The organism is Jannaschia helgolandensis (assembly GCF_900109285.1).
GTDB classification, from domain to species: Bacteria; Pseudomonadota; Alphaproteobacteria; order Rhodobacterales; family Rhodobacteraceae; genus Jannaschia; species Jannaschia helgolandensis.
On the sequence record NZ_FNZQ01000001.1, the window covers coordinates 1,340,328 to 1,358,334 of the forward strand.

An 18,007-nucleotide genomic window follows, 5' to 3' on the forward strand; every position below is an offset into this window, starting at 1 on the left:
TCCGATCATCAACTGATTCAGGAGGTAGGCCGCAGGCTCTAACGGTGCCTTAACGCAGGTCAGGAACTTCCATCGAATTGTCTCAATCCGATACCGCGTCTCCCCTGGATGTTACCGTTAAACCGGCGAAATCAAATAATGTCGGGTCCAGCATATGCGAGGGGCGAACCTGCATAAGAGCCGAGAACATCTTGGCGCGACGTCCGGGCACCCTGGCCTCCCACCCGTCCAGCATCGCTTTGATGACCTGCCGTTGCAGCCCATCCTGCGACCCGCACAGATCGCAGGGTATGATCGGATAGGCCATGGTCTCCGCGAAACGCGCGCAGTCGGCTTCTGCCACATGGGCAAGCGGACGCAGCAAGGTCAGATCGCCTTCGTCATTCAGGAGTTTGGGTGGCATCGTCGCGATCTTGCCGCCATGGAACAGGTTCAGAAAGAACGTCTCCAGTATGTCGTCACGGTGATGACCCAGCACCACGGCGGAGCAGCCTTCCTCGCGCGCAATGCGGTACAGATTGGCCCGACGCAACCGTGAACAGAGTGCGCAATACGTGCGCCCGGCAGGCACCTTGTCGACGACGATGGAATAGGTGTCGCGGTATTCGATGCGGTGCGGCACACCCATCCGCTCCAGAAACGCGGGCAGCACGGTGGCGGGGAAATTCGGCTGCCCCTGATCCAGATTACAGGCCAGGATGTCGACCGGCAGAAGCCCGCGCCACTGCAATTCGGTCAGCACAGCCAACAATGTATAGCTGTCCTTGCCGCCCGACAGACAGACCAGCCATTTCGGGCGCGCTCCGCCCGCCCGCGCGGTATCGGGCGGAAGCATGCCATAGCGTTCAATCGCCTCGCGGGTTTCGCGCACCAGACGTTTTCGCAGTTTGCGAAATTCGGTGGTCTTGGGCGCGCCATGAAACAGAGCGTGAATGTCGTCGGTGCCTTGGTCGGATCTCAGGATGTCGGGCATGGGCGGCGTCCTTGGGTCGGGTAACCTTGTCCTAGCGGATCGGACGAGGGGCTTCCACAGGGCAACCGAGTTCAGGCAGCAAGTGTCGGACCAGATATTGCGGGAATATCAGCCCGCGGGCGACCGGCGAGAATACGGTATCATCTTATGTCCCCTCACTGAACGCGGGCAGCAGTGCTTTCGCCCTGTATTATGACGCAAGTGCAGTCATCAGGGACGAGCCGCAATGGCGGATGTGGCTCGGGTCGCAGTCCGTCGACGTTGCCCGTAAACCGGATATTGTCAGTCCGGAACGTTGTCGATGCCAGCACCGCCCCACGGATGGCAACGCACGATACGCCGCACCGCCAGCCATCCTCCGCGTATACCGCCGTGGCGTGCCAATGCCTCCAGGGCATAGGCCGAGCAGGTAGGCTGATAGCGACAGTTGTGTCCGACGTGAGCGGAGAACACCGCGCGGTAACCATGAACCGGCCACGAAAGGACGCGGGCGAGGGGGGTCACGTCTTGCGTCCCTTGGTCCTCACCGATCCATGAACCTTCGTCAGAGCCTTCCGAAGATCGTCCAGTAGCGCCTCGAACTCCCGCGCCGCTGTCGCTTCGGCGCGCCCGATGAGTGCGTAATCCCACCCGGCTTGGCCCAGATCGGGCAGGACCAATCGTGCCGCTTCACGCAAACGCCGCTTGGCGCGATTGCGGGCCACGGCATTGCCGACTTTTCTGGAACAGGTGAAGCCCACACCGATTACCGGATCATCGTCGCACCGGTCGCGGGCCTGCAACAGAAATGCCCCTGCAGGCACGCGCAAGCCCCTGTTGAGCGCAAGAAATTGCCGTCGCTTCTGCAGAACACGCAAAGACGCCGGAGAGGATACCCCCTCCGGCGTCGAAATCGCGTCATCCATCGGGCGTCTTACGCCGAAAGAACCTTGCGGCCACGGGCGCGGCGCGCGTTCAGGATGCGACGTCCGGCCTTGGTGGCCATGCGCGCGCGGAAACCGTGGCGCCGCTTGCGGACAAGGTTCGAGGGCTGGAAGGTACGTTTCATTGCCTTCTCTCCGACATCTTGGGCCAGATTCTGACGTGAACCTGTAACCGGGTAAACTGGAAGTCGCCGTCTAGGTCAGGTGGCAGGGGCTGTCAACGGTCCCGACCGGGCGAACTCACGATCTCCGCGAAGTGTCATCCATTGTTTCAGCCGGATCATCCCGACTTGTAACATCGCGACCCGCGCAGCGTCACAGTCTGAAACAATCGACCTCTTTCAGGGCTCGGGCTTACACGCCCTCTCAAGTCGGCGTGAGGGCGGGTATCTCCGTGCCTCCACACCCGTCAGATACCATTCAAAGTCCGCCGAGCGACCCACGGTCGTCTTGCGGGAAAATCCGAATGATGCACTGGATGTGACATGATCGATCAAACAACGCCCCCCCGGCCCAAGGCAAGGTCAGGTCCAGCTCGATACGTTCCACTGGCTGTTATTGGGCTCGCCGCCGTGATGGGCGCGGTCTTGCTCCGCGATCATCTCAGCTTCGACGCGCTGGCCGCCAACCGCGAGGCGCTGCTGACATTTCGCGATGCGAATTACGTCCTGACCGTCGCGGTCTTCATTGCCGCCTATATCGTCATCGTCGGTTTTTCTCTGCCGGGTGCGACCGTCGCCACGCTGACTGGCGGGTTCCTGTTCGGCGTCTTTCAAGGCACAATATTCAACATGGTCGGGGCGACCAGCGGGGCCACGATCATCTTCCTGGCGGCAAAATACGGATTTGGTGACCGTCTTGCCGCCAGAATGGACGCCTCGGGCGGGGCGGTGAAAAAAATCAAGGAGGGCATTCGCGAAGACGAGACATCGTATCTGTTCATCATGCGCCTGGTCCCTGCAGTGCCGTTCTTCGTGGCAAATCTGTGCCCCGCATTCGTCGGTGTTTCACTCGGGAAATTCGTTTTCACCACCTTCTTCGGCATTCTACCTGCATGCGTGATCTATACTTGGGTCGGTGCCGGACTGGGAGAGGTTTTCGCCCGTGGCGAAACCCCGAACCTTGGCATCATATTCGAACCGCAGATCCTTGGCCCGATCCTCGGCCTCGTGGCACTGGCGGTACTGCCCATTGTCTTCAAGAAATTGCGAAAGCAAGACCGGGGAACACCATGAACATGCAAGCCGCGCCACAGGAAACGACGCAGGTGAAAGGTCCGGCCATGCAAGAGATCAAGACAGACGTCCTGGTGATCGGCGCCGGGTCCGCCGGACTCAGCGTTGCAGCGGGGGCCAGCCAGATGGGCGCCGACGTCACATTGCTGGAAGGCCACCTGATGGGCGGCGATTGCCTGAACTACGGCTGTGTCCCCTCCAAGGCGCTGATTGCGGCAGGCAAACACGCTCAGGCGATGCGCAGCGGGGCAAAATTCGGCGTGTCTCCGGTCAAGCCAAAAGTCGACTATGCCGCCGCCAAGGGCCACGCCCGCAAGGTTATTGAGACCATCGCCCCCGTCGACAGCGTCGAGAGATTCGAGGGTCTGGGTGTCCGCGTCATCAAGGAATACGGCACCTTCACCGACCGCGACACGGTCGTCGCGGGGAACCATCGCATCACAGCGCGCCGCATTGTTATCGCCACCGGATCGTCGCCCTTCGTGCCGCCGATCGATGGTCTCGACGATGTGCCGTTTCACACCAACGAGACGCTGTTCGACCTGATGGAGCAGCCCGACCATCTGTTGATCATCGGCGGTGGTCCCATCGGAATGGAAATGGCGCAGGCGCACATCCGGCTGGGCAGCAAGGTCACCGTGATCGAAGGGGCCAAAGCCATGGGCAAGGACGATCCCGAACTGGCCGAAATGGTGCTGCGCAACCTGCGCGCCGAGGGCGTCGAGATCGTCGAGGGGGCCAAGGCCGGGAAAATTTCGGGCAAGGCGGGTGCGATCACGGTCCAGACGGACAACGGCACATTCAAGGGCTCGCACCTGCTGATGGCAGTCGGGCGCAAGGCCAATATCGAAAAACTGAACCTGGATGCGGCGGGTATAGAACATGACCGCGCCATCAGGGTCGGTGCCGACCTGCGGACCACGAACCGCCGCGTCTATGCCATCGGCGACGTCGCGGGCGGGTTACAGTTCACCCATGTCGCGGGCTATCACGGCGCGACCGTGATCCGTCCGATCCTGTTCGGCCTGCCCGCGAAGGCACGCGAGGATCACGTTCCATGGGTCACCTACACCGACCCCGAACTGGCCCAGATCGGTCTGACCGAGGCACAGGCGCGCGAGGCGCATGGCGACAGGCTTGAGGTCCTGCGCTCCGGCTTCGAGGAAAACGACCGTGCCATCGCGGAAGGCAGGGCCGAGGGGCTGATCAAGGTCATGGTCGTGAACAAGCGTCCGGTCGGCGTCTCGATTGTCGGACCCCACGCGGGCGAGCTGATCGGCCTGTGGGCGCTGGTCATCGCCAACAAGCTCAAGATCGGGGCCGTTACCAACATGGTCGCGCCCTACCCGACGCTGGGCGAGGTCTCCAAACGCGCGGCGGGTCAGTATTACGCCCCGCGCCTGTTCGACAGTCAGTTGGTCAAGGCCGTCGTCGGATTCGTTCAGCGATGGATGCCCTGACCGGAACCTCTGTTCCTCCTGTCGCAATCACCCGCTAGGGGCCATAAGATGCCCCGACGCAACCAGACCGGTTTCCACCATGTTCACGACCCTCTCCGGCCGCTTCCTGATCCTGACCGTGGTGTTCGTGATGCTGGCGGAAGTGCTGATTTTCGTGCCGTCCATCGCGCGCTTCCGCCTGGACTACCTGACCGAACGCATGGAGCGGGCACAGATCGCTTCGCTGGCGCTGCTGGGCGCGGACGAGATGATTCCCGAAAATGTTGAAGCGGAACTGCTTGAAAACGCAGGCGTCCTCAACGTCGTGCTGCGCCGGGACGCGATGCGGCAACTGGTCCTGTCGTCGGACCTGCCTGGCCCTGTCGCAAAGACGGTGGACCTGCGCGATCCTATGGCCCTCGTCCTGATCCGCGATGCCGTCGTACGTTTTGTGACGCCCACGCCCGAAGTTATCCGCGTCATCGCCGAACCCGCCCGCGGTGGCGGCGTCCAGATCGAGGCCGCCATCGACACCGGGGATCTTTACGCCGCGATGATCGAATATGGCCTGAACATCCTGTGGCTTAGCCTGATTATCTCGATCATCACTTCGGTCTTCCTGTTCCTTGCTGTGCGACGCCTTCTGGTCATGCCGATCAAGGCCCTGGTCGGTCACATGAAGGCCTATGCCGCCGCTCCCGAAGACGCGCGCCGCATTATCGAACCCGCATCCCGCATCCGCGAGTTGAACGAGGCCGAGACGACCCTGCGCGACCTTGAAACCCAACTGTCGCAATCGCTGCGTCAGAAGGAGCGTCTGGCCCAGTTGGGCACCGCCGTCGCCAAGATCAGCCATGACCTGCGAAACATCCTGACGACAGCCACCCTGCTGGCCGACCGGATGGAAATGGTCGACGACCCCACCGTCCGCCGCGTCGCCCCGAAGATCGTCAAATCCCTGACCCGCGCCGTGAACCTGACCGAAGGGACGCTGGCCTTCGGGCGCGCCGAAGAGGCTGCGCCTGCCCTCCAGCTGATCGACGCGCGGCCATTCTTCGAGGAGATTTGCGAAGGTGAACAACTTGCCGTCGCGCAGAAGCATGTCACCATCCGTCACGACGCGCCACCTGGCCTGACCCTGCGGATCGATCCCGACCAGATGCACCGCGTGATCGGCAATCTGATCCGAAATGCCCGGCAGGCGATCCAGGTGTCCGGCGGCGCGGGCGAAGTGATCGTAGCGGCGTCCGATATTGGTGATGCCTGGCAGATACGCGTCACCGACACCGGCCCCGGCTTGCCCCCCAAGGCACAGGAGAAACTGTTTCAGGCGTTTCAGGGCAATGTTCGCAAGGGCGGGACCGGCCTCGGCCTCGTAATAGCGTCCGAACTGATCCGCGGCCATGGCGGAACCCTGACGCTGGAACACACGGGCGAGGCGGGAACGACCTTTCTGATCCATCTGCCGCGATCGGTGGACGCAGGTTAAGACGACAGTGGCAAGATAGGCGTGCATCCCCTGATCGCGACTTTGGGGCCTTTTGCAACCGGATCAGGGCACCACGACGATCTTGCCGGTGGATTTGCGCTCGCGGAGCAGGGCCAGTGCTTCTCCTACCTGGTCCAGAGGCAACACGTGGCTGACATGTGGCCGTATTTCGCCCGCAGCATACATCGCGAACAGGGCGGCGATGCTGTCGGTGACGGGTGATGGATCGAAATCCAGATATCCGCCCCAGTAAAAGCCGATCAGGTCTATGTTCTTGACCAGGATGTGATTGGCGGGAAACTCGGGGATCTCGCCGCTGGCGAAGCCGATCACCAGATATCGCCCACCGGGCCGGATGGCACGGAATGCTGCCTTCGCCACGCCCCCGCCGACAGCATCATAGACCACGTCCACACCACCCAGATTGCGCAACTGATCACGCAGATCGGGTGCGTCGGCGTCAATCAGGTGGTGTGCGCCGTGGTCGCGCGCCACAGTAAGTTTATCCGCGCCACGCGCGACGGCAACGACCTCTGCCCCCATCTTCGCGCCCAGTTCCACCGCCGTCAGACCCACACCGCCCGCCGCTCCCAGCACAAGAAGACGTTCGCCGGGTCGCAACCGGGCACGGTGGGTCAGGGCGAGATGGCTGGTCGACCATGCCACGATGAAACCTGCCGCGATCTCTGACGGCATCGCGTCTGGTACGACAACAAGGCGGTTCGCGGGAAAAACCCCGTATTCGGCCAGTCCGCCTTGTCCGCCAAAAACCGCGACCCGCGTTCCGGGGGACGGACCGTCGGTGTCCGGACCAAGGGCGGTCACGGTACCGCAGACCTCCAGCCCTGGAATGAAGGGGGGAGGCGGGGTCGCCTGATAAGTGCCCTTCACCATCAGCAGGTCCGCAAAGTTCAGCCCCGTTGCCCCGATTCTCAGGGCGACCTCGCCGAGACCCGGTTCGGGAACCGCAACATCCTGCTGCAAAGCGGCGGACTCGGGCCCCGTTACGACATATCCACGCATCTCAAAGTCTCCGCTTGCCTGAAAGTGGTCGGAGCAGGGTGTCATTTGACACGCCAGGCTTCCAGCCCCCGGTTTCGCGCAAGCTGTTGCAAACAGAGTTAAAACAACCCATCGGCGATCGATGAAATCGACGGAAAGTCGAATGGAACCTTGCACTTATGCAAGCACGTCTCGCGTTTCATAGATCTATTATACCAAGTCAGCATAAGCGTATGATCTTAGAATTCATTATTCTTCATAAAATTTTCAGTCTTCAGAACATATGTCATTCGAACGGAGCTCAAGATGAAACATCCCGTGGACGTCCATGTCGGCAGGCGGATTCGCCACCGTCGCTGGATGGTGGGAATGACACAGCAACAGTTGGCCGAACAGGTGGGGATCAAATTCCAGCAGATTCAGAAGTACGAAACCGGCATGAACCGGGTTTCCGCGTCGCGACTTTGGGAGATTTCGGACGCGCTCGGTGTCGCGATCGAGCATTTTTTCGAAGGTCTGGAGGGAGAGATTCCTGCGATAGGGGCGCAAGATATGCTGTCCGACAAGGAAACGGTGGAGTTGGTTCGCGCCTATTATGCAATGCCCGAAAACCAGCGCCGTCGCCTGTTCGATCTGGCGCGCGCCTTGTCCGAGAGTGCCGCGTGAACCCGCCTGCCGCTTGACCGTCCTGCGCCGGGATGCCACCCGGTCGGGATGACGAACCGCACCGACATCGACGATATCCGAAAGGCTGCGCATGCGCTGGCCGATGCCGCGCGTGTCGTGACCCTTCGGTATTTTCGCCACCCCCTCGAAATCGAGACCAAGCGGGCCGATTTCGATCCTGTCACCGTCGCCGACCGCGAGGCCGAGGCGGCAATGCGGGCTGTCCTGTCGCGCATGCGGCCCGATGACGGGATATTGGGCGAGGAGGGCGAGGCCGTTCTCGGCACCAGCGGCCTGACCTGGGTGCTGGACCCGATTGACGGCACGCGGGGGTTCATTTCCGGCACACCGACCTGGGGCGTGCTGATCGCGGTGCAAGACGAGGATGGCCCGTTTTACGGCATTATCGACCAGCCGTTCACGGGCGAGCGGTTCGAGGGTGATCCGTCCGGCGCGAGATGGATACGGGCGGGCGAAACGCGGCCCTTGCAGGTCAGCATGACCGCCACGCTGGCGCGGGCGACCATCCTCAGTACCTTTCCCGAAGTCGGGACAAGGGCCGAAGGGGCCGCCTTTGCCCGCGTCGCGCGGGACTGTCGTCTGACGCGCTATGGCATGGACTGCTATGCCTATGCCCTGCTGGCGGCGGGCCACGTCGATCTGGTCATCGAGGCCCAGTTGCAGCCCTATGACATTGCCGCACCGATCGCCGTCATTCAGGCGGCCGGCGGCATCGTCACCGATTGGCGGGACGGCCCGGCCCATCATGGCGGTCAGGTTATTGCCGCCGCCACACCCGCACTGCATGCCGCCGCGCTGGAGCGTTTGAATGGCTGAGGTGCTGATCCGGGGGGCTGGTCACATCCTGACCATGGATGCAACCGTGACCGGAGCCGACATCCTGATCCACGATGGCGTAATCGCCGGGGTTGGAGCGGGCCTGACCACGGTGGGTGAGGTCGTTGACGCGACAGCCTGCCTCGTCACGCCCGGCCTCGTGAACACGCACCATCACCTCTACCAGACATTGACCCGTGCGGTGCCCGCCGGGCAGGACGCATTGCTGTTCGGCTGGCTGCGGGCACTCTATCCGATCTGGGCACGGTTTACGCCGGACCATGTTCACGTCGCCACTCAGCTGGGGTTGGCAGAGCTGGCGCTGTCGGGCTGCACCACGTCGTCCGACCACCTGTATCTGTTCCCGAACGGCGTCCGGTTGGAGGATACGATCCATGCCGCCGCAGACGTCGGTTTGCGATTTCATCCGACTCGCGGGGCCATGTCCATCGGCGCATCCGACGGCGGCCTGCCGCCGGATGTTCTGGTCGAGTCGGAAGCGTCGATCCTTGCCGACAGCATCCGCGTGGTCGACGCGTTCCATGACCCCGCGCCGGGGTCGATGTGCCGGGTCGGCATCGCGCCCTGTTCGCCGTTTTCGGTCAGCCGGGAACTGATGCGCGATGCGGCTCTGCTGGCGCGCGACAAGGGCGTCATGCTGCACACCCATCTGGCCGAGAATGACGAAGACGTCGCGTTTTCGCTCGACCGCTTCGGGTGCCGTCCCGGTCAATATGCCGAAGACCTTGGTTGGACCGGACCAGACGTCTGGCATGCCCATTGCGTCAAACTGGATGCGACGGAAATCGACCTGTTCGCGCGAACGCGCACGGGTGTGGCGCATTGCCCCTGTTCCAACTGTCGGCTTGGGTCGGGCATCGCGCCTTTGAGAGATATGCTGGAGGCGGGGGTTCCGGTGGGCCTGGGTGTTGACGGCTCCGCGTCGAATGATCGCGCGAACCTGTTGGACGAAGCGCGGCAGGCCATGCTGTTGCAGCGGGTATCGCGGGGCGCCGATGCCATGTCGAACATCGAGGCGCTGCAATTGGCCACCGCCGGGGGTGCTGCGGTTCTGGGCCGCGATGACATCGGCCGACTGGCTGTGGGGATGCGTGCCGACATTGCCATATGGGATATGTCCGGTGTCGAGGCGACCGGAAGCTGGGATCGCAGCGCGCTGTTGCTGGCCGGTCCGCGCCGGGTCCGCGACCTCTTCGTCGAGGGGCGGCAGGTGGTGCGTGACGGGCGTATCACGACCATAGATTTGCCCCGCGTGATCGAGCGGGCCGAGACCCTGCTGACGCAGTTGATGGCCTAGATCGGCGGTTCCGGCGGAACGCGATCGCCCGTAGCCTCGCGGAAATGCCGACGGCAGAGCGAGATATAGCGGTCGTTGCCCCCCACTTCGACCTGCCTGCCCTCGGACAGGGCAGTGCCGTCTTCGTCCACGCGAATGACCATCGTCGCCTTGCGCCCGCAGTGGCAGATCGTCCGCACCTCGCGCAGTTCGTCCGCCAGCGCCAGCAGCGCGGCGGAGCCGGGAAACAGCTCGCCCCGGAAATCGACCCGCAACCCATAGGCCATGACCGGCACGTTCAGGTCGTCGACGGCGCGCGCCAATTGCCAGACCTGCTCGCGCGATAGCCATTGCGCTTCGTCCAGCAGGACGCAGGCGACCGGACCTTCGGTCAGCCGGGTTTCGATCATGGCATAGAGATCAGACCGGCCCGACCATGTGTCGGCTTCAGCGTCGATGCCAATGCGACTGGCGATGCGCCCCTTGCCCGCACGGTTGTCGAAATTTGCGGTCAGCAGATAGGTCTGCATTCCCCGTTCTATGTAATTGTAGGACGCCTGAAGCAGGAGCGTGCTTTTGCCTGCATTCATTGTCGAGAAATGAAAATAGAGCTTGGCCATGCCCCCTCCTGCCAAGCGGCCCACGTGGCTGCAAGCCCCCTTCAGGCGCGCGTAAGCAGAACAGACCCGACGGAATACCCGGCCCCGAATGAACAGATCAGCCCCTTGTCACCCAATTCCATGTCAGCCGAATATTGTGAAAAAGCGATGATCGATCCGGCCGACGACGTGTTCGCATAATCCTGCAGAATGTTCGGCTGTTCTTCGGGCGCAGGCACGCGGCCCAGAACCTTCTTGCCGATGAAATCGTTCATCGACTTGTTCGCCTGATGCAACCACAGCCGTTTCAGGTCGTCCGCCACCCAACCTGCATCGGCCATGTGATCGGCGATGTGACCTGCCACCAGCGGCAGCACTTCTTTGAATACCTTGCGACCGTTTTGCATGAACTGCATGTCGCGACGGTCTTCCATTGCGTCACGCGTACGGCGTAGGAACCCGTCGTTGTTGCGGATATTGTTGGAAAACTGCGTCGCACAGCGCGTGCTTTCAACGATGAACCGATCGCCCGTGGCCAGATCATCCCGCTCCAGCACGACGGCGGTGCAGACGTCGCCAAAGATGAAGTGGCAATCGCGGTCGCGCCACTCCAGGTGGGCCGAACATATCTCGGGGTTGACCACGATGGCGCGGCGGATCGACCCGGCGCGGATCATGTCTGCCGCGGCCTGGATACCGAAAGTCGCCGATGAACATGCGACATTCATGTCGAAGGCGAACCCGCCCGTGCCCATCAGGTCCTGAATTTCGATGGCAATGGCGGGATAGGCGCGTTCATGGTTCGAGGCGGCGCAGATCACGACATCAATCTCGCCCGCCAGGATACCCGCCTGCGCCAGCGCATCGGTACAGGCCGCAACTGCCATTTCGGCCATCTGGCTCGGGGCTTCGTCGTCGCGCGCGGCCAGCTTGGGATACATCCGGTCGGGGTCCAGCACGCCCGCCTTGTCGAGAACGAAGCGCTGTTCGATTCCGCTGGCGGACTTGATGAACTCGGCGCTGGACCGAGGGATGGCTTCACGGTTGCCCGACGCGATGTCATCGGCACGTCTGTCATTTTCGCGGTCTGCATAAACGTTGAATGCGACCACCAGTTCGTCGTTAGTGATTACCTGCGAAGGGGTAAAGACGCCCGATCCGGTGATTGCGACGCTAGGTGTGTTGGCCATCCGATGCCTCCCCCAGAGGTCGGTCAGATGTGCCGGGCAGGTCCGGTGTCGTCAAGCCTATGAGGCGCGGAGCGTTACGTCAGATCCGCCCCGCCCCAAGGCTCAGTTCAAAGCGGCTTCTGCGGGACAGTCATCGTCGGCCGCATCCAGATCGACGCCAAGGACGTCCATCAGTTCAGCATGACAGGCTTGCCATCCACTGTCGTCATAGAGCGTCAGCAGTGGCAGTTCGGCCGCCGCGAAGGCCCGGCGGCGGACGGCATCGCGGTGGGCGGGACCACGACCGGCCGGGAGTTCGACGCCGCACAGGGGCATGCCCTCCATGTCGGAAATGACCACGTCGATCCGGCGTTGACGCAGAGCACTGGCAACAGGGGACAGATCGTCGTCGCCGGTTTCGAAAAGACCCGCGAGGGATACCTGCATGTCGATCCGCAACCCCTGGCTGGCGGCGAACCGGGCGAGGGCGTGCAGCATGTCGGACTGACGCGGAGCGAAGAGCTTGCGCTTGCGAAGGCCCGCGGCGAGCGCCGACAAGACAGAAGCGCGGGGCTGCGCGTCGATGCGGTGGGCGGGAAACTCCAGGGTGATTTCGGGCGTTGCCGTGGCGCGGCGGATCGCCATGCTAGAAGCGCTAAGTGCCATGAGGGAGAGGCTCATCGGTTCCATCGGTCTTCCTTTCGAGTGTCTGCTATCTCTGGGAAAACCATTGCCGCCGGTCATGTCTTTCGTTCGCCGGGATCGTGAAACTACGGTGTCCCTCCAGACGGTTTCGGAGACAATCCCATACAAGCCTGTCTTCTGTTTCCGTCGCCGCGAACACCGCCTGACCTATGCCATGTTCCCGTCGGACGCGCGGCCTGTTTCCGGAAAATCCCACGTATGGTGCCAGTGCATATGAAGGTATTACCCCGGTCATACCCCGCGGCATTAGGAATCGATTAAACGTTCCGGCTCAGGTTCACCTGAAATCTGGTGAATTGGGGCGTAACCATGGCGGATCGAAAACCGAACAGAACGCAACACGACGCGACGAATGCGATGATCGCGGCGATGCAGCGATTTGAATGGGACCTGCACCATGTCGCCACGCGCGAGGGGCGGGTGCCGCGCGAATGGCGCGAGGTCTGGCAGAACCGCACGAAGCGCAAGACGCGGGTGTCGCTGTGGCTGGACGAGGACGTGCTGAAGCTGTTCCGGTCTATGGGGCCGGGCTATGGCCCGCGCATGAATATCGTGCTGCGATCGTTCATGTACGCGCGCATGGCAGCGATGCTGGAAGGCGAGGACCTGCTGGACAGCTACCGCGAGGACTGGATGGGCAAGAAGAAGCCGCAGGTCCAGGAGATCGTGGCGGAGATGGAGCGGCTGGGCCGGATCGCCCGGAACGAGACGGGCACGGAGGATTGGGAGATGTGAGGGGGGAGGGTTCGGTGCGAGCAGCTGACCGGGGATGTTGAAGGTTAGGCGGGTTGCACGTGCTTGTAGAAATCAGTCGCCCGAGCGTCGCGCGGCGTTAAACTGCAATATAGGGATGCCTCCATTTCACGAAGACTTGGATGCGCCTTGTGCCAATTTTTCGGCAGTCTTGCGGTGGGGTTGGGGCGTTTTGCCTGAAGTTGAATTGCGACTTTTAGTGAGGCAAGTGCGCGCGCCTATCCGGGATGCTGGAGGACGAGGACCTGCTGGCGAGCTGCGGCGCGCAGTGGGAGGGCAAGCACAAGCCGACGGTGGAAGAGGTGGCGGCGAAGATGGAGGGGAAATTTAAGGAGTAGTAGTATACTCAAAAAACCATAACACTACATCTTGTGTGTATACCAATATTCGGTATAGTCCGAATCGGAGGTGTGCACATGCGTACTGGTTTTGGACGAAGGGCGGCTTTGCGCCGCACTGAACTGAGGATGTCTCAGGCTGACTTCGCGCGCCTGTCGGGGATTGCTCCAGCCCGCGTAAGCAATCTTGAACACGGTAGGACCAATATTGGCGACGACGTTATGTCGCAATACATTCGTATTCTGCAGGCGGACGGTTCGCTCGCTCATGAACTTCGACAACTGCAGAGTATCTCTAACTCGCTACTCTCGAACTCGTCTGATCCAAAGGCGTTGAGGGAAGCAAAAGCATTGTTAGATGGACTCGCAGACAAGCTGTCTGGCGAGGACTTTGAATGGATCAAGTCTCGTATAGCTGCGAGGGGAAATGTCGAGTTGCCTTCGCTTCTTTACGCTTCAAATAAAGTGAAACGAAGCAAGCCAAGAGTATCTCGAAAGAACCCTTGGGACGAAATGGGGCCCGAGCGATTTGCTGAGATTTGTGTGAGTGCCTTGGACCTGCGACGTGAACTCTTCAAGGACTACGAACCAGTTAAGTTTGATATCTTGCTCGACTACATTGCCGCACAAAATATCAGATTTGACTATGAAATAGTCGAATCTCTACCTGCGCAGATCGAAGGGGCATTCGCCGCGATTTTTGGACACTCGTCCGGTCACACCATCTTGTTTGAGGAAGAGCGGTTTGTAAGCGCTTGTGCTGGAGTTCACTTTTTAAGGCACGTTATAGCGCACGAAATTGCGCACCACTTCTTGCATGCTGAGAGCCTGTTATCCGAAGACGGATTGTTCTTGCCTGTTCAAGAAATGGCCAAACGCCGGCCGGTCGATCTTAGGCCGGAAGAGCAGATTCGAGTGGATATATCAACTTTGGAAGAAGCAGAGGCCGAACTTTTTGCGACGGCACTGATAGTGCCATGGGAGAAGTTATTGGAAGGGACAGAACTTCTATTTCTTTCAAAAGACTACGGCGAGCAACTCGGCGCGGTACAAGCCTTTCGGCGGCGTTGGAACCAAAAGGCCGTGCTAGAGGCCTTTGCCACGATTGTTTTTGTTCGAGGCGAGATAAAGCATCCAATATACGACTATCTGAGTGAAGAGCGCTGGCATCCGCGCCATTGTTAAGGGTCGATGCAAGCTCACTGCAACGTCCGAACCTCCACCGGACCTTCCGCGCGCGCGCGCATCGCCAACGCCGCCGCGTGTGACCCTGCCAGCGTCGTGTAATACGGGATGCGGTCCATCAGGGCGACGTTGCGCATGGAGCGGCTGTCCTCGACCGCCTGCGCGCCTTCGGTGGTGTTCATGACCAGCGCGACCTCGCCGTCCTTCATGACGTCGACGACGGTGCGTCCGCCCTCGTAGGCCTTGTTGACGTGACGCGAGTCGATGCCGTGGCGGGCGAGGTATTCGGCGGTGCCGGAGGTGGCGAGGATCGAGAAGCCCATGTCGGTGAGGATCGACGCGGTTTCGATCAGTTGCGCGGTCTTGTCGGAGGGTTTTATCGACAGGAAGACGGTGCCCGAATGCGGCAGTTCGACGCCCGCGCCCATCTGCGCCTTGAGGAAGGCGCGCGCGAAGCTGCGGTCCCAGCCCATGACTTCGCCGGTGGAGCGCATTTCCGGCCCCAGCAGCGTGTCGACACCGGGGAAGCGGGCGAAGGGCAGCACAGCTTCCTTGACCGAGAACCACGGCGTGTCGGGATGGGCCAGCGACATGACATCGCCCATCGGCACGTGGTCGATGGTGGCGTCGGCGGGGTAGGGGTCGCGCAGCGGGAAATTCGACAGCGGCTCTCCGGCCATGAGGCGACTGGCGATGCTGGCGATGGCGGAGTCCACCGCCTTGGCGACGAAGGGCACGGTGCGCGAGGCGCGGGGATTGACCTCGATCAGATAGATCTCGGGCCCGGTCTCGGGGTCGTCCTTCACGGCGAACTGGACGTTCATCAGGCCGACGACACGGAGCGCGCGGGCCAGCGCGACGGTCTGGTCGCGGATCGTGTTGATCGTGTCGGTCGAGAGGGTATGCGGCGGCAGACAGCAGGCGGAGTCGCCGGAGTGGACGCCCGCCTCTTCGATATGCTGCATGATACCGGCGACATGGACGTTTTCGCCGTCGGACAGGGCGTCGACGTCGACTTCGATCGCACCGGAAAGATAGCTGTCGAGCAGGACGGGGCTGTCGCCGGAAACGACGACCGCGTCGCGGATGTAGCGTTCGAGCTGCGCGGTATCGCGAACGATTTCCATGGCGCGGCCCCCGAGGACGTAGGACGGGCGGATCACCAGCGGATAGCCAAGGTCTTCGGCCACGATGCGGGCCTCGGCGTCACTGTGGGCGATGGCGTTCCTGGGTTGTTTCAGGCCGAGCTGGGTGACCAGCGCGCTGAACCGTTCGCGGTCTTCGGCCAGGTCGATGGCATCCGGCGAGGTGCCGAGAATCGGAATGCCCGCGTCGTGCAGGGCAGCGGCGATCTTGAGCGGTGTCTGGCCGCCGAACTGAACGATGACGCCGTGCAGGGTGCCGTTTTCCTGTTCGACCCGCAGGATTTCCATGACGTGTTCGAAGGTCAGGGGTTCGAAGTACAGGCGGTCGGAGGTGTCGTAGTCGGTGCTGACAGTCTCGGGGTTGCAGTTGATCATGATGGTTTCGTAGCCCTGATCGGAGAGCGCGAAACAGGCGTGGCAGCAGCAGTAGTCGAATTCGATGCCCTGACCGATGCGGTTGGGGCCACCGCCGAGAATGACGACCTTCTTGGCATCCGTGGGCCGGGATTCGCATTCCGCTTCGCCCATGACAGGCGCTTCATAGGTCGAGTACATATAGGGGGTCTGCGCCTCGAACTCGGCGGCGCAGGTGTCGATGCGTTTGAACTGGGCCACGACGCCGAGGTTCAGGCGCGCCCGGCGGACGTTGTCTTCGGTCCGCCCGGAGAGTTTGGCAAGGCGGGCGTCGGTAAAACCGTAGGTCTTGAGACGGCGCAGGCCGTCTTCGGTGACAGGCAGACCATTGGCCTTAACTTCGGCCTCCAGGTCCATGATTTCCCTGATGCGGGCCAGGAACCACGGGTCGAACCTGGTGACGGCATTGATCTCATCGTCCGAGAGCCCGTGGCGCATGGCCTGGGCGATGACGCGGATGCGATCCGGCGTCTGACGTCCGAGGGCGGCCTTGATGGCGGCGGGGTCGGTGGAAAGCTCGATCTCGTCAAATCCGGTCAACCCGGTTTCCATCGAGGCAAGCGCCTTCTGCATCGACTCGTGGAAGGTGCGACCGATGGCCATTGCCTCGCCCACGGATTTCATCGCGGTGGTCAGCAGGGGTTCGGCACCGGGAAACTTTTCAAAAGCGAACCTTGGGATCTTGGTGACGACATAATCTATTGTCGGCTCGAACGACGCGGGTGTCACTTTCGTGATATCGTTGTCCAGTTCATCGAGCGTGTAGCCGACGGCCAGCTTGGCGGCGATCTTGGCAATCGGGAAGCCCGTCGCCTTGGACGCCAGTGCCGAGGAGCGCGACACGCGGGGGTTCATTTCGATCACCACCATACGCCCATCGGCAGGGTTTACGGCCCACTGCACGTTTGATCCGCCGGTTTCGACACCGATTTCACGCAGCACGTTGATGCTGTGTGTCCGCATGATCTGGTATTCCTTGTCCGTCAGGGTCAGCGCGGGGGCGACGGTGATGGAATCTCCGGTATGCACGCCCATAGGATCGACGTTTTCGATGGCGCAGACGATGATGGCGTTGTCGGCGGTGTCACGCACGACCTCCATCTCGAATTCTTTCCAGCCCAGCAGGCTTTCGTCGACAAGGATCTGCGCCATCGGCGAGGCTTCCAGACCTGTGCGACAGATGCGTTCGTAATCGGCACGGTTGTAGGCCACGCCGCCGCCTGTGCCACCCAGCGTAAATGCGGGGCGGATAATGGCGGGCAGTCCAACAAATTCAATGGCTTCGATAGCGTCTTTCAAACCGGCAGCGATGTCGAACTTGCCGTTCGGGAGCTTGGGAGCAGAGACGATGGTGGCCTTTGGGTTCTCGATACCCAGCCGCTCCATCGCTTCGCGGAACAGCTTGCGGTCTTCGGCCATTTCGATGGCGGCGCGCCTGGCCCCGATCAACTCCACGCCAAACTTCTCGAGGACGCCCATGTCGTCCAGCGCCAATGCGGTGTTCAGCCCGGTCTGGCCACCCATCGTCGGCAACAGCGCGTCGGGGCGTTCCTGTTCGATGATGCGGGCGACGACATCCGGGGTAATCGGTTCGATATATGTCGCATCGGCCATGCCGGGGTCGGTCATGATCGTGGCCGGGTTCGAGTTGACGAGGATGACGCGATAGCCCTCTTCGCGCAGGGCCTTGCAGGCCTGTGCGCCGGAATAGTCGAACTCACAGGCCTGACCGATCACGATAGGGCCCGCGCCGATGATCATGATCGACTTGATGTCGGTCCGTTTGGGCATGGTCTTCCCTCGATGTCTGGCAAACTCGCCGGGGTTTAGGGGGAGGA

Annotated in this window: 17 protein-coding genes; 8 read left to right on the forward strand and 9 right to left on the reverse strand. The window is 61.7% G+C overall.

The features are described 5' to 3' along the window. Positions 1-82 precede the first annotated feature (82 nt). The 4 genes from ttcA to rpmH all read right to left on the reverse strand — a co-directional run bounded on the left by ttcA (position 83) and on the right by rpmH (position 2,021). On the reverse strand, positions 83-973 hold the full coding sequence (gene ttcA, locus BMY38_RS06580; RefSeq protein ID WP_092760852.1) for a tRNA 2-thiocytidine(32) synthetase TtcA: 891 nt from the start codon (positions 971-973) through the stop codon (positions 83-85). 282 nt (positions 974-1,255) lie between these two features. After that, positions 1,256-1,477: a membrane protein insertion efficiency factor YidD gene (yidD, locus tag BMY38_RS06590; protein WP_092760856.1), complete on the reverse strand. Its 222-nt coding sequence runs from the start codon at positions 1,475-1,477 to the stop codon at positions 1,256-1,258. Further along, on the reverse strand, positions 1,474-1,878 hold the full coding sequence (rnpA, locus tag BMY38_RS06595) for a ribonuclease P protein component (protein ID WP_092760858.1): 405 nt from the start codon (positions 1,876-1,878) through the stop codon (positions 1,474-1,476). Before rnpA ends, yidD begins: the two co-directional genes overlap by 4 nt. Positions 1,879-1,886: 8 nt before the next feature. Then, on the reverse strand, positions 1,887-2,021 hold the full coding sequence (rpmH, locus tag BMY38_RS06600; RefSeq protein ID WP_092760861.1) for a 50S ribosomal protein L34: 135 nt from the start codon (positions 2,019-2,021) through the stop codon (positions 1,887-1,889). Positions 2,022-2,381: 360 nt separating this feature from the next. Between rpmH and BMY38_RS06605 the strand changes: the two genes are divergently transcribed. The 3 genes from BMY38_RS06605 to BMY38_RS06615 all read left to right on the forward strand — a co-directional run bounded on the left by BMY38_RS06605 (position 2,382) and on the right by BMY38_RS06615 (position 6,059). Continuing rightward, positions 2,382-3,131: a TVP38/TMEM64 family protein gene (locus BMY38_RS06605; RefSeq protein ID WP_092760863.1), complete on the forward strand. Its 750-nt coding sequence runs from the start codon at positions 2,382-2,384 to the stop codon at positions 3,129-3,131. Positions 3,132-3,178: 47 nt separating this feature from the next. Beyond that, positions 3,179-4,591, forward strand: coding sequence for a dihydrolipoyl dehydrogenase family protein (locus tag BMY38_RS06610; RefSeq protein WP_092761295.1), 1,413 nt, complete (start codon positions 3,179-3,181; stop codon positions 4,589-4,591). A gap of 79 nt (positions 4,592-4,670) precedes the next feature. Then, a complete protein-coding gene (locus tag BMY38_RS06615) occupies positions 4,671-6,059 on the forward strand; it encodes a sensor histidine kinase (RefSeq protein ID WP_092760865.1) in 1,389 nt (462 codons plus the stop codon). 63 nt (positions 6,060-6,122) lie between these two features. Here the strand turns inward: BMY38_RS06615 and BMY38_RS06620 are convergent, their stop codons facing one another. After that, positions 6,123-7,082 (reverse strand): NADPH:quinone oxidoreductase family protein, encoded by a 960-nt coding sequence (locus BMY38_RS06620; protein WP_092760867.1) that lies wholly within the window; start codon positions 7,080-7,082, stop codon positions 6,123-6,125. A 285-nt stretch (positions 7,083-7,367) separates the two neighbouring features. Between BMY38_RS06620 and BMY38_RS06625 the strand changes: the two genes are divergently transcribed. From BMY38_RS06625 to BMY38_RS06635, 3 genes are read left to right on the forward strand one after another with little or no spacing between them, the layout of a single operon-like run. Beyond that, positions 7,368-7,727: a helix-turn-helix domain-containing protein gene (locus BMY38_RS06625; RefSeq protein WP_092760869.1), complete on the forward strand. Its 360-nt coding sequence runs from the start codon at positions 7,368-7,370 to the stop codon at positions 7,725-7,727. A 48-nt stretch (positions 7,728-7,775) separates the two neighbouring features. Further along, positions 7,776-8,564, forward strand: a complete 789-nt coding sequence (gene hisN, locus BMY38_RS06630; protein WP_092760871.1) for a histidinol-phosphatase — start codon at positions 7,776-7,778, stop codon at positions 8,562-8,564. Beyond that, positions 8,557-9,882 carry an 8-oxoguanine deaminase gene (locus tag BMY38_RS06635; protein ID WP_092760873.1) on the forward strand — a complete coding sequence of 442 codons (1,326 nt, stop codon included), beginning with the start codon at positions 8,557-8,559 and terminating at the stop codon, positions 9,880-9,882. Before hisN ends, BMY38_RS06635 begins: the two co-directional genes overlap by 8 nt. Here BMY38_RS06635 and BMY38_RS06640 read toward each other — a convergent pair. The 3 genes from BMY38_RS06640 to BMY38_RS06650 all read right to left on the reverse strand — a co-directional run bounded on the left by BMY38_RS06640 (position 9,879) and on the right by BMY38_RS06650 (position 12,310). Beyond that, positions 9,879-10,481 (reverse strand): thymidine kinase, encoded by a 603-nt coding sequence (locus tag BMY38_RS06640; RefSeq protein ID WP_092760875.1) that lies wholly within the window; start codon positions 10,479-10,481, stop codon positions 9,879-9,881. The two genes, BMY38_RS06635 and BMY38_RS06640, sit on opposite strands and share 4 nt — an antisense overlap. 41 nt (positions 10,482-10,522) lie before the next feature. Continuing rightward, positions 10,523-11,650, reverse strand: coding sequence for a beta-ketoacyl-ACP synthase III (locus BMY38_RS06645; protein ID WP_092760877.1), 1,128 nt, complete (start codon positions 11,648-11,650; stop codon positions 10,523-10,525). A gap of 102 nt (positions 11,651-11,752) precedes the next feature. Further along, positions 11,753-12,310 carry a DUF2726 domain-containing protein gene (locus BMY38_RS06650; RefSeq protein WP_175495787.1) on the reverse strand — a complete coding sequence of 186 codons (558 nt, stop codon included), beginning with the start codon at positions 12,308-12,310 and terminating at the stop codon, positions 11,753-11,755. A gap of 333 nt (positions 12,311-12,643) precedes the next feature. On the opposite strand from BMY38_RS06650, the gene BMY38_RS06655 reads away from it, so the two are divergent. Next, entirely contained in the window at positions 12,644-13,069 is a 426-nt protein-coding gene (locus tag BMY38_RS06655; RefSeq protein ID WP_092760881.1) for a BrnA antitoxin family protein, read from the forward strand. Between the two features lie 434 nt (positions 13,070-13,503). After that, a complete protein-coding gene (locus tag BMY38_RS06660) occupies positions 13,504-14,610 on the forward strand; it encodes a helix-turn-helix domain-containing protein (protein WP_092760883.1) in 1,107 nt (368 codons plus the stop codon). A 14-nt stretch (positions 14,611-14,624) separates the two neighbouring features. On the opposite strand, the gene carB is transcribed toward BMY38_RS06660, so the two are convergent. Continuing rightward, on the reverse strand, positions 14,625-17,960 hold the full coding sequence (gene carB / locus BMY38_RS06665) for a carbamoyl-phosphate synthase large subunit (protein ID WP_092760885.1): 3,336 nt from the start codon (positions 17,958-17,960) through the stop codon (positions 14,625-14,627). Between the last annotated feature and the right edge of the window lie 47 nt (positions 17,961-18,007).